The following is a 12,655-nucleotide window of genomic DNA, read 5'->3' as shown; positions in this document are numbered from 1 at the left end:
GGTCTAACTTTTTGGGGTCACATCATAGGCAGCTCTTTTTTTGCGAATATTGACAGAATGACGACAAATGTCCGGGAAATATGGTATGATTAACACAAAGAGATTCTTTAGACTGAGGAGGCCAAATTATGCGCATTTTTATGTTTTTTATAGCCCTTCTTTGTTTTGTCACTGCCGGATATTCGCTTTCAGGAAGCTCGGGATCTATTGAACCGACGGGGATCTTTGCCTTGATCGTCGGGATCTTTGCCCTTCGTTTTGCTTTCCGGGGAAAGAAAAAGTTTAAGGCTAAGGTCAATATCTCAACCGGCAACGAAGAGCTCGACAAACTCAATACGGAACTCTTTAAACGAGCTGTCGAAGACTTCAATACCCTTGACCGGGAAATGAAGACTTTGAGCGATAAAGAGCTGCGTAAGCAGATTGGTAAGATGCAGGGCATTGCCAAGAATTTTCTCACCTATCTGCAGGGCCATCCGGAACGGATCAGTCTGTCCCGCCGCTTCGTCGATTATTATCAGGATCGAGCTATTTTGCTGGTGCAAAAGTATAAAGAACTGGAACAGACCGGCCTTGACGCTGCCGAAGTCCAACAGTCCAAGCTTCAGATTAAACGACTGTTGAATAATTTTGATGAAGCTTATGCCGACCAATTTTCCAAGGTCCTCAATGCCCAGCTCATGGACCTCGATGCAGAAATGAAGGTCATGAAAGACAATATGGTGGCTGACGGATTAAAGCCTGAAATTCCCGAGAGCCGAAAAATCCCGGACCGCAATAATGATTTGGTCAATTCGATCATTGATTTGACGGATAAATTCTTAAATACAAAACGAAAGTAGGGTGTTTATTATGGCGGATATCAACTTGAACGACCTCTTAGAGAACAGACAGTCCGATGAGGGCGCTCCCAAAAGCTATGAAAAGAAGGAACTGGTCAATTTCAATCGTCAGGTGGAAACGCTTACAGCCGAAGAACGGCAGCAAGTCGATACGATCAAAGAGTCGATCAACCTGGTGACGGCCAATGCCATTGCTCAGTACGGCATTGCCGCCCAGAACAATATCGCGTCTTTCTCTAACAGCATCTTATCGACCATAAAGAGCACGGACAAGACGGCAGCCGGTGACCTTCTTAACGACTTGGTAAAGAAAGTTCATGACTTTGAAGAAGAACAAGAGGGCGGCAAAGGGTTCTTGACGAATCTCCCCGTCGTCGGTTCCTTGTTTAAAAAAGTACCGGCCTTGCAGCAGTCCTATTTGACGCTGTCGGCTCAGATCGACAATATTCAGGCCGGCCTCGACAAGCAAAAGATGGTCCTCATGAAGGACGTTGCCATGTTCGACGGCTTGTACGATAAGAATCTGGAATATTTTAAGCAGCTCCAGCTTTACATCAAAGCCGGGGAGGAAAAGATCCAGGAATTGAATGAAACGACGATCCCTGAATTAGAAGCCCAGGCCAAGGCCTCAGACAACCCGATGGCGACACAGGTCGTTCAGGATTTTAAAAATTCCGTCAGCCGCTTTGAAAAGAAGGTCCATGACCTGAAAATCAGCAAGACCATTGCCATTCAGACGGCGCCGCAGATCCGGATCATCCAGGATAACGACAAGATTCTCGTCGACCGCATCCAGAGTGCCATTTACAATACGATTCCGCTGTGGAAGAATCAGATGATCCTGGCTCTCGGCCTTAGCCGGCAGCAGGAAGCCCTCAAGATGCAGCAGGCCGTGTCCGAAACGACGAACGATCTCTTGAAGCGCAATGCGGCCATGCTCAAGCAGAATTCTCACGATACAGCGGTCGAAAATGAACGGGCTATCGTCGACATTGAGACGGTAAAGCAGGTCAATGACGATTTGATTGCTACTATTGAAGACACGCTGCGCATTCAGAGCGAAGGCCGCCAGAAGCGGCAGGCAGCCGAACAGGAATTGCTTCAGATCGAAGATCGGCTGAAAGATGCCCTCCTCAAAGGTGCCGGCCGGAACGATCCCTTATAACCAGCCGAATTTCTTGCAGGCCTTTAAGATGCCGCCCTTGTCGTGGTCATCGGTAATATAGTCGGCTCGTTCTTTCAGGGCCTCCCGGGCGTTGCCCATGGCGATGGAGAAGAAGGGTTTTTCGAACATGGCGATGTCGTTGAAACCGTCCCCGAATACGACCGTATCTTCCGGCTTTCCGCCGACGCGGTCCAGCATGCGCAGGATGCCGCGGCGCTTATCGGTCGGTTCGATGAGGTACGTATGGTCGATATATTCCAGGTGTGGCAGATCATAGGTACCGGGTTCATCGTCTTTTTTCTCCGGCCGGGCGTACATGATTTTATAGACCGTCGTCAACTCGTCGATATCGACGGGCTTGACGACGGTTTTCATATAATTGCGCGGATCGGCGTGGGGAAAGGTCTCATAGGGCGTGTAGCGGTTGATCGTGTTGTCGGTGACGACGGCCCAAGGAAAGCCTCGCCGGTCCAATTCGTAGAGGAGGGCCTTGCAGTTTTCAAGGGGCAGCCCCGTCATTTCGAAGACGTCTCCCTGTAAGGACAGGCTGTTGCCGCCGTCGGCTACGACGGCCGGAATCCCATAGCGGTCGGCAAAGGTTTGGGCGTCGTGCTGCAACCTGCCTGACGCGATGGATACAAAGTGGCCGGCCTGCATGAGGCGGCGCAGGCAATAGAGGCTGTCTGCCGGAATGATGCTTGAAATCCCAAGCCCTAAGGTCCCGTCAATATCAAAGAAGAAGTATTTTTTAGTCATGGTCCTATCCTTTCTATGCGAAATATAAAGGTCTTTTTATTATAGCATAATTCTTTTTGGCTATCTGGAATGCTGGAGAAGCGGATGAATTTATATTCAAAAAGATATTTTGCCATTGACAGAACAGTCCTTTTTTTACATAATAAAGTGTAAATGTTTATTTATATTTAACGAACCTAAAAAAGGAGCGATTTGACTAATGAGCACCATTGATACGACTTGTGTAAATGCCATTCGTGTTTTATCGGCTGATGCGATCCAAAAGGCGAACTCCGGCCATCCCGGCCTGCCCTTGGGCGCTGCCCCGATTGCCTACGAACTTTGGGCAAATCACATGAACCACAATGCAAAAGACCCGAAATGGGCGAACCGGGACCGCTTTATCCTCTCTGCAGGCCACGGCTCGATGCTGCTGTATTCGCTGCTTCACTTATATGGCTACGGCCTGACTTTGGATGATATTAAGCAGTTCCGTCAAGACGGCTCCTTAACACCGGGACATCCGGAATATGCTCATACGACGGGCGTTGAAGCTACGACGGGGCCCCTCGGCGCCGGCCTTGGCATGGCTGTCGGCATGGCCATGGCAGAAGCTCACTTAGCGGCTGTCTTCAATAAACCGGACTATCCGGTCGTCGACCACTACACCTTTGCCCTTTGTGGTGACGGCTGCTTGATGGAAGGCATTTCGTCAGAAGCCCTGTCTTTGGCCGGAACCCTTGGCCTGTCTAAACTGGTTATCCTTTACGACAGCAACAGCATTTCCATCGAAGGCAGTACGGATCTGGCCTTTACGGAAAATGTTCAGGCCCGCATGGCGGCCTTCGGCTTCCAGACCATCACCGTCGAAGACGGAACGGATATGGCTGCCATCGGCAAAGCCATCGAAGAAGCAAAGGCTGACAAAGAACATCCGTCGTTCATCACCATCAAGACTCAGATCGGTTATGGCTGCCCGGCTAAACAGGGGACGGCCGATGCCCATGGCTCGCCCCTTGGTGAAGACAATATCGTCGCTATGAAGAAAAACCTCAACTGGCCAAAACCGGAAGAAACCTTCTACGTTCCCGACGAAGTCTATGTTCATTATGAAGAACTGAGCCAGAAAGCAGGGGCTGCTGAAAAAGATTGGCAGAAACTGTTCGATGCTTATGTCGCAGCCTTCCCGGACATGAAAGCGAAATGGGATGCCTTCCATTCCGATATCGATGCTGAAGCGCTCTTAAACGACGAAGAATTCTGGGCCTATGAAGATAAACCGCAGGCAACGCGCAACCTGTCCGGTACGATGATTAACCGCTTGAAAGACCGCATTCCGCAGCTCTTTGGCGGCAGTGCTGACCTGGCACCGTCGAACAAGACGGAAATGAAGGGTGCAGGTTCCTTCGGAAAAGCCGATTACAGTGGCCGCAACATTCACTTCGGCGTCCGCGAATTGGCTATGGGCGCTATGACCAACGGCTTGGCCCTTCACGGCGGCGTCCGCCCCTATGCCGGTACCTTCTTCGTTTTCAGTGACTACATGAAACCGATGATCCGCTTGGCTGCACTCATGGGACTCCCGACGACCTACGTCCTGACCCACGACAGCATTGGTGTTGGCGAAGATGGCCCGACACATGAACCGATTGAACAGCTGGCTATGCTGCGCTCCATTCCGAATGTCAACGTCTTCCGTCCGGCCGATGCTACGGAAACGGCTGCCGGTTGGTACTTAGCCGTTACCAGCCAGAAGACGCCGACGGCCTTGGTTCTCACTCGTCAGAACCTGCCCCAGCTCGCTGGCAGCAGCAAGGATGCCCTTAAAGGTGCTTATGTAATTGCCGACGCTTCGAAAGCCGTTCCCGATGCCATCATCATGGCCAGCGGTTCTGAAGTTGAACTGGCTGTCAACGCCAAGGCTGAATTGGCTAAGAGCGGCATCGACGTACGCGTCGTCAGCATGCCTTGCTTGGAACTCTTTGAACAGCAGGATGAAGCTTATAAAGAACAGGTCCTCCCGAAAGCCGTTCGGGCTCGCGTTGCTGTAGAAGCCGCTTCTGCTTTTGGTTGGGGCAAATACGTCGGCCTCGACGGTGCTACCGTTTCTATGAAATCCTTCGGTGCATCCGCTCCGGCAGGCACGCTGTTCAAAAAATTTGGCTTCACGACAGAACATGTTGTTGAAACGGTTAAAAAAGTTGTAAAATAAGACCGATTTTCATCGGTGCATAAAGTCGTCAACAGGTCTTACGAAGACCTGCTGATGTCTCGAAAAGGGGATGCTGCATGGGCGGCAGCCCCTTTTCCTATTGTCAAGGCTTGATTTTTCTTGAGTATTTTATTATACTATGTACAAGAAGAAACCCTACTGTGTACGTAAATGGTCTCGATGTTTTGAACCAACACTTTTTACATTGGGAGTTCGGTCTCTATATTGTGAGGCAATGCCTTCACTGGACTGTCGACCCATATAGGAGGACACCCACCTGCTTAGGCAGGCTCAAAACTCGGTTTATAAACGGCATGGTGGGGCTCTTTTCTTGTTTAAGAATGTATGTATGTTTCCGCCGCTAAGAACCTCTTGGCGGCGTTCTATTTAGTCTGGAGAGCAAACAAATGAGCGGAGACGATTTATTTTCCATGGCCGATGAACGGAGCGGCAGGGAGTATGCGCCGCTGGCCGTCCGGATGCGGCCGGAATCACTGGATGACGTCTATGGGCAGGACGAATTGATAGGTCCGGGGAGCTTCCTGCGGATGATGATCGAACGGGATACGATTCCGTCGCTCTTATTCTATGGCCCGTCCGGTGTCGGCAAGACGACCCTGGCCCATGTCATCGCTACGGAAACGGACAGCCGCTTTGTGACCTTGAATGCCGTAACCGCCGGGACGGCAGAGCTGCGCAAAGTGATTGCAGCTGCCAAGGAAGCGGTTCATTTATATCAGAAGCGGACGATTCTCTTTATCGATGAAATCCACCGCTTCAATAAGAGTCAGCAGGATGTACTCCTGCCTTATGTCGAAGACGGGACAGTCATTTTGGTCGGAGCGACGACGGAAAACCCTTATTTTGAAGTCAATCGCCCCTTATTATCCCGGCTGCGGGTCATTTCCCTCCAGCCCTTGTCCGAAAAGGCCGTCGTATCCGTGCTGCGCCGAGCCCTGACCGATACGGTGAAAGGGCTGGGGAACCTTGGCATTGAAGGCAGTGACGAGATGCTCGGAACCATTGCCCGCCTGGCTGACCGCGATGCCCGCGTAGGCCTCAATCTGTTGGAACAGGTTGCCATGGTCATTCCCGTCGGCGGAACGTTGACCCAGGAAGCTATCGAAAAAGTAGCCGGTCATAAAGTCTATACCTATGATAAGAAGGGCGATGCCCATTACGATACGGTATCGGCCTTTATCAAGAGCATGCGCGGCTCTGACCCCGATGCGGCCCTGCATTACCTAGCCCGCATGATCGAAGCCGGTGAGCAGCCGTCCTTTATTGCCCGCCGTCTGGTCATCTGCGCTGCTGAAGACGTCGGCCTTGCCGATCCCCAAGCGCTGGTCATTGCCAATGCAGCGGCCCAGGCCGTTCAATTCGTCGGCTGGCCCGAAGGACGGATCATCTTATCGGAAGCCGTCATCTATGTCGCCTGTGCGCCCAAGAGCAACAGTGCCTATTTGGCCGTCGACGCCGCCCTCAGTGATGTGCGCCGCAAAGACTGCGGGGATATTCCCGATTATTTGCGGGATAGTCATTACAGCGGAGCGGCCAAGCTGGGCCACGGCATAAACTATCAGTATCCCCACGATTTTGACGGCGCCTGGGTCGCTCAGCAGTACCTGCCTGAAGCCCTGAAGGGGGCGTCGTATTATCATGAAAGACCTTATGGCCATGAAAAAGATATGGCCGCTGCCTGGCATAAGCGCCGCAGTGACAAGTAATCTATTAGTGGAAGGTGAACTATTTTGGCAAACGGAAGGACCCCTAAAACTACCCGCCGCAAGCGGACGACACGGCGGGCACGGACGGCCAAGCGGGCTGAGAAATCGCCCCTTTTAAAATACGAGATTATTGGGATTTGCTGCATCTTATTCGGTGTCTTTGCAACCGTCGGTTTTATCGGCGTCGATACGGGCCGAATCGGGCACAGTATCGATAATGTCTTATCCTACATTTTTGGACTGGGGCGGATCGTCGTCAGTCTGTCTTTGGTCGTCCTGGGCCTGAAGTATATCGTCGTCCGCAAAGCCTGCCCCGTATCGCGGTCCTGGCTTGTCGGTACTTGGATTTATGTGCTGCTCTTAGGTCTCATTCATTTACTGGTCATTCCGGAAGGGACGGCATTCCTGCCGTCCAGCTTATCCGTCGGAGGAGGTATCATCGGGGCTATCGTATCCTCGGTGCTGCAGCAGTTTCTCGGCTTTTTTGGGGCCTTTTTGGCCATCGTGGGCGCCGCTATCGTTACCTTTTTGATTTGGAAGAACTGGTCAATTTCTCAGCCTGTCGCCGTCGTGGCCGACAAGGCCGGCCAGGAAGCGGCCCGTGTTTCCGGAAAAGCCGTCGAAGGCCTGCAGGATGCCTCCCATTCCCTGCGTCAATGGCATGAAAAACGGAAGATTTTCGATTTTCAGGCTCTGGATCAGGCGCCTCAGGACGAACCGGAGAAGGCAGCGACTGCCGTTCCGGAAGCACAGCCGGAGGGGATCCAGATTTCCGATGCCCGTGATCTGGGAAACGGTGTCGAAGAAGTCACCTTTGACGCCCGGCCTATTGAAGAAAAAATGCCTGCAGAAGGGGCCGATGATTATTGGGATGACATCCTTGAACAGGGCGCCGAAGAGATGGAAGACGTTCCCGATTACAGCCAGATTCATGAAAACGTCGTTTCCGATACGGAACCGACGGCGCACGACGTTCAGCCGGTAAATACTCCGTCTTTAGCTGAAGAACGAGATGTCCTTCGTCACGATATGGACGATATCAAACCGATTGAAGTCGAACAGAGCAGCGTAGCCGTCGAAATCAGCGAGGAAGGCAGTAGTGCCGTTCCTAAGGCGGAGGGAATGAAGATGTACCGCCTGCCGTCTGTTTCCATCTTGAAACCCGGTCCCCAGCATACGGTCGGACTCAGTGACGAAGTGCGGGAAAATGCCGCAATTTTAAAAGAAACACTGCAGAGCTTCAATATCGACGCTAAGATTTTGAATGCCAGCCAGGGGCCGTCGATTACGCGCTATGAATTGGAACCGGCGGCCGGCGTCAAGGTCAGTAAGATCGTCCATTTGGCCGACGACATTGCCCTTAAATTGGCGGCGACGGATATCCGTATCGAAGCGCCTATCCCGGGGAAAGCCGCCGTCGGCATTGAAGTGCCGAATAAAAAACTGACTGGCGTCAACCTGCGCGACGTCATTGAAAGTGACACCTTCCAAAAGGCCGCCAGAGGCGTTCCCGTCTGCTTAGGGAAAGACATTGCCGGCAACCCCATCGTAGCCGATCTGACCAAGATGCCCCACCTTTTGGTGGCAGGTTCGACGGGCTCCGGCAAGAGTGTCTGCATCAATACCTTCATTGCCAGCATCCTCTTTAAGCAGCGCCCGGAAGATGTAAAATTGATCCTCATCGACCCCAAAGTCGTTGAATTGTCAAACTATAATGGAATTCCACATTTACTGACGCCGGTCGTCACCGATCCCAAGAAGGCTGCCAGCGTCCTGCGCTGGGCCGTTCGCGAAATGGATGACCGCTATAAGCGCTTTGCCCTCACCCATACGAGGGATATTTCCCGCTATAATGAACTTCATCCGGATGAAACCATGCCCTTTATCGTCATCATCATCGACGAATTGGCGGACCTCATGATGATGGCCTCTGACGACGTTGAAAAGTCGATCATCCGTCTGGGCCAGAAAGCCCGTGCCTGCGGCATGCATTTAGTCCTGGCTACGCAGCGGCCGTCGGTCGATGTCCTGACCGGCCTCATCAAGGCCAACGTGCCCAGCCGTATCGCCTTCGCCGTATCGAGTCAGGTCGACTCGCGTACCATCTTAGACATGTCTGGCGCCGATAAACTGATCGGCAAAGGGGATATGCTCTTTTATCCCCTCGGGGCGTCCAAACCGCTCCGCGTCCAAGGTGCCTTTATTTCCGATTCGGAAATCGACGAGATGGTCGAATTCATCAAGGGCCAGGACGGGCCCCATTACGATGAGTCGGTCCAAAAGGCCCAGTCTGAAAATGCCGAAGACAGCGTCGACTTTTTTGAAGACGACCTCATGCGTCAGGCCATCGACATGGTCCTCGAGACCGGCCAGGCTTCGACCTCCATGCTCCAGCGCCGTTTCCGCATCGGCTATACGCGGGCTGCCCGCATGATCGACATGATGGAAGCCATGCACATCGTCGGACCCAATAACGGCAGTAAGCCGCGGGATATTTTGATGACGGCCGATGAAGTCCAACAGAAGTATTTGGGCTGACCCCCTGTACCCTTTGTCGTATCTGTTATATAATAAAGGATACGATTATAGTAGATAGGGAGAGAAAGACAGTGAAGGAATCTTCGATCGGTGACGTATTACGATTAGCGAGAGAACAACAGGGCCTGACTTTACAAGACGTATCGGAGGCCCTCAATATAAAGCGGGAATACCTGGAAGCTTTGGAAGCCAATGAATATGATGCCATTCCCGGTGCCGTATTCGTCAAAGGCTTTATTCGCAACTACGGCAACTTTTTGGAATTGGACGGCATCGCCCTGGTCCAGGAATATAAGGCCTCTGTGGAAGAACGGACGCCGAGACCGGAAGTGCGGACCATCGTTCCTGCTAAACATCAAAAAAATAGGAAAGACAGTAAGAAGAAAAAGACGCGGCAGGGAAATTGGCCGGAAATTACGATTGTGGCCGGCATCATCATCTTCCTGTTGCTCATCATTTGGATTTTAATGTAAATAAGGAGCCATATGCGCGAGAATTTCTTAGTAACCAGTCGAGAAGATATGAAACGACGCGGCTGGGATCAACTTGATTTTGTCTACATCAATGGCGACGCCTATGTCGATCACCCCGGTTTTGCCGCAGCCCTCATCGGCCGCGTCCTCGAAAGCCGGGGCTATCGTGTCGGCCTTATTTCCCAGCCGGATTGGCACAGTGCCGATGCCTTTAAAGCGTTGGGCCGGCCGCGGCTGGCCGCTTTGATTACGGCAGGGAACCTCGATTCTATGCTCAATGAAAAGACGGCGGCTCGAAAATTCCGCAGCCGCGACAGTTATTCACCGGGCGGTGAAACGGGGCACCGGCCGGAACGGGCGACGATTGTCTATGCCAACCGTATGCGCGAGGCTTATAAAGATGTGCCGATCATCATCGGCGGCATCGAGGCCAGCCTGCGCCGTTTTGCTCATTATGACTACTGGTCCAATAAAGTACGCCATTCGATCCTCCTCGACAGCAAGGCCGACATCCTCAGTTATGGCATGGGGGAACACTCCATTGTCGAAATTGCCGATGCCCTGGCTGAAGGCAAATCGGTTGCCGAGATGTACGATATCCGCGGCATCTGCTATGTGACCGGGAAACCGCCCGTTTCGGACAAGACCGTCGTCTGCCCATCTTATGAAGCGGTCCGGGATGATAAGGCGGCCTTTGCCAAGGCCTTTAAGATGCAGTATGAAGAGCAGGATCCTTTTTACGGCAAGACCATCATCCAGCCGTCGGAAAACCGCTTCGTCGTCCAGACGCCGCCGGCCCTGCCCCTGTCGACGGAAGAGATGGATGCCATTTACGAACTGCCCTTCCAGCGCCGCTGGCATCCCGATTACGATGCTGCCGGCGGGGTTCCGGCCCTGCAGGAAGTACAGTTCAGCCTGACCAGCCAGCGCGGCTGTTTCGGCCACTGTCATTTCTGTGCCATTGCCAGCCATCAGGGGCGCATCATTCAGCACCGCAGCCAGGAGTCCCTCGTTCGCGAAACGGAACGGATGACGAAACTTCCGGGCTTTAAAGGTTATATCCATGACGTCGGCGGTCCGACGGCTAACTTCCGCCATGTGGCCTGCCAAAAGCAGCTGACCGATGGGGTGTGCCGCAATCGCCACTGCATCGGCAGCGAAACCTGCCGCAACCTCAATACGTCTCATGATGACTACTTGGAGCTTTTGCGGAAAATCCGCCATGTAAAAGGGGTAAAGAAAGTCTTCGTCCGCTCCGGCCTTCGCTATGACTACGTGCTGGCCGACGGCAATAAAGAATTCGTCAAAGAACTCTGCCAGTATCACGTCAGCGGCCAGTTGAAGGTGGCGCCGGAACACGTCGTCAAACACGTGACCGACCTCATGGGAAAGGCCGATGTCAACGCCTTTCTGACCTTTAAGGACTGGTTCGATGAAGCCAATCGGGAACTGGGAAAGAAACAGTATCTGGTTCCGTATTTCATGTCCAGTCATCCAGGCTGTACCTTAAAAGATGCCGTGTCCCTGGCCGAATTTTTGCGGGATATGCATATGCAGCCCGAACAGGTACAGGATTTTATCCCGACGCCGGGAAGCTTGTCGACGGCCATGTATTATACGGGAATTAATCCCTTGACCGGGCAAAAGGTATATGTTGCCCGCAAGGCAGAAGAAAAACAGATGCAGCGGGCCCTTATGCAGTATAAGAACCCGGCCAATTATGATATTGTCTATAAGGCCTTATGCCTGACCGGCCGCCGTGACCTCATCGGTTACGGGCCGAAGTGCCTCGTTGCACCGCGGCGCCATTCACGTCAGTCAGGCCATCCGCTCAGCAATGGCCGTCATGGCCGTTCTCCTGTCCGTGCCGGACAAGGGCGGAAGGATTTGAATCGAACTAGAAAATTCAGGTGAATACAATGAAGAAATACGTGCCTTTTGTCGTGCTCAGCGTCTTCGTCATCTTACTTTTGGGACTGGCATGGCCTATCTTGATGAAGCACCAGCAGGAAGAAGCACAACGGGCTTATGAAGCCGGCCGCCATCTCGTCGTCTTTTCGGATTTGCCGCAGGATGTCAATGACGGTTTGGCCCGAGAATTTTATAAGCAGAAGCATTTGCGGGTGCAGATTTATTCCAAGACCGACAGTGATATGCGCCAGTCGTTGGGGAATCTCAACGGCCCCAAGCCGGATATCCTCATCGCTTCGGAAGATGATTTGCGTACGCAAAAGCAAAATGGCATTCTCCAGCCGTATGAGTCGGCCTATACCGACAATGTCCCGGCGTCCATGAAGGACGCCGACGGCCTGTGGAGCGGTTTATGGTATAATCCCATGGTCTTTGTCGTCAGTCAGTCTTATTATGAGCGGCGGGGCCAGCTCCTGTCTACCTGGGATGACCTGTTGACCGATCCGCAGATGCTGCTGGCCTTTCCGGACCTGGCCGCCATGGATATGGCCGGCGAATTCCTCTGCTCTTTCGTAGAGATAAAAGGTCTCGATGAAAGTGAACGCTATCTGCGTGCCCTGCAAAGTCACGTCGCTTCGTATTCGAAATCGATGTCGGTCAACGTCCGCCGCGTTGCCAGCGGGGAAGCCGATATCGGCGTAGCCGACGCTTCGTCTGCCCGTCAGTATCGAAATGACGGAGCGCCTATTTATATCATCTACCCCCAAGACGGTACGTCGTACTGGTTGACGGGGATTGCTGTCACCAATTGGTGTGAAGACGGGGAACTGGCCAATGCTTTTGCCGATTGGATCTATTCGCCGGAAGCCAATGCCGTCTTACAGCAAAAACACATTTTCATGAGCGATGCCCTGCCGCAGGCCCAGCCTGATCTCGACGCCAACGGACGGGGACTCGTCTTATTCCCGGTAAAAAAATTATATTCTGATGAAGGCCGCCGCAACTTACAGTCATGGTGGATCAAATCAATTCGCTTCGGAAAGGAAAAATAA

9 protein-coding genes and 1 other RNA gene are annotated in these 12,655 nt (G+C 52.6%); 9 read left to right on the top strand and 1 reads right to left on the bottom strand.

The features are described 5' to 3' along the window. Positions 1–128: 128 nt before the first annotated feature. Positions 129–842: a 5-bromo-4-chloroindolyl phosphate hydrolysis family protein gene (locus HMPREF3201_RS05900; RefSeq protein WP_062412179.1), complete on the top strand. Its 714-nt coding sequence runs from the start codon at positions 129–131 to the stop codon at positions 840–842. Positions 843–852: 10 nt separating this feature from the next. After that, positions 853–2,007: a toxic anion resistance protein gene (locus HMPREF3201_RS05895; RefSeq protein WP_062412178.1), complete on the top strand. Its 1,155-nt coding sequence runs from the start codon at positions 853–855 to the stop codon at positions 2,005–2,007. On the opposite strand, the gene HMPREF3201_RS05890 is transcribed toward HMPREF3201_RS05895, so the two are convergent. Further along, the gene (locus HMPREF3201_RS05890; protein WP_062412177.1) at positions 2,002–2,763 is read right to left on the bottom strand and encodes an HAD family hydrolase; all 762 of its coding nucleotides are present in this window, start codon (positions 2,761–2,763) and stop codon (positions 2,002–2,004) included. The genes HMPREF3201_RS05895 and HMPREF3201_RS05890 overlap by 6 nt on opposite strands. Positions 2,764–2,962: 199 nt before the next feature. Here HMPREF3201_RS05890 and tkt point away from each other — a divergent pair, with 199 nt between their 5' ends. From tkt to HMPREF3201_RS05855, 7 genes are all read left to right on the top strand, one after another. Beyond that, positions 2,963–4,954 carry a transketolase gene (tkt, locus tag HMPREF3201_RS05885; RefSeq protein ID WP_062412176.1) on the top strand — a complete coding sequence of 664 codons (1,992 nt, stop codon included), beginning with the start codon at positions 2,963–2,965 and terminating at the stop codon, positions 4,952–4,954. Between the two features lie 150 nt (positions 4,955–5,104). Beyond that, a non-coding RNA gene (gene ssrS / locus HMPREF3201_RS05880) (6S RNA) lies at positions 5,105–5,282 on the top strand. Positions 5,283–5,361: 79 nt separating this feature from the next. Next, positions 5,362–6,681: a replication-associated recombination protein A gene (locus HMPREF3201_RS05875; RefSeq protein WP_062412175.1), complete on the top strand. Its 1,320-nt coding sequence runs from the start codon at positions 5,362–5,364 to the stop codon at positions 6,679–6,681. Between the two features lie 24 nt (positions 6,682–6,705). Continuing rightward, on the top strand, positions 6,706–9,219 hold the full coding sequence (locus HMPREF3201_RS05870) for an FtsK/SpoIIIE family DNA translocase (protein ID WP_062412174.1): 2,514 nt from the start codon (positions 6,706–6,708) through the stop codon (positions 9,217–9,219). Between the two features lie 71 nt (positions 9,220–9,290). After that, on the top strand, positions 9,291–9,692 hold the full coding sequence (locus tag HMPREF3201_RS05865; RefSeq protein WP_081651679.1) for a helix-turn-helix domain-containing protein: 402 nt from the start codon (positions 9,291–9,293) through the stop codon (positions 9,690–9,692). Positions 9,693–9,704: 12 nt separating this feature from the next. After that, entirely contained in the window at positions 9,705–11,606 is a 1,902-nt protein-coding gene (locus HMPREF3201_RS05860) for a YgiQ family radical SAM protein (protein WP_072272029.1), read from the top strand. 5 nt (positions 11,607–11,611) lie between these two features. Then, entirely contained in the window at positions 11,612–12,655 is a 1,044-nt protein-coding gene (locus HMPREF3201_RS05855) for an ABC transporter substrate-binding protein (RefSeq protein WP_062412173.1), read from the top strand.

This window comes from Megasphaera sp. MJR8396C, assembly GCF_001546855.1.
GTDB lineage: Bacteria > Bacillota > Negativicutes > Veillonellales > Megasphaeraceae > Megasphaera.
This window is presented reverse-complemented; position numbering and strand designations above follow the sequence as displayed.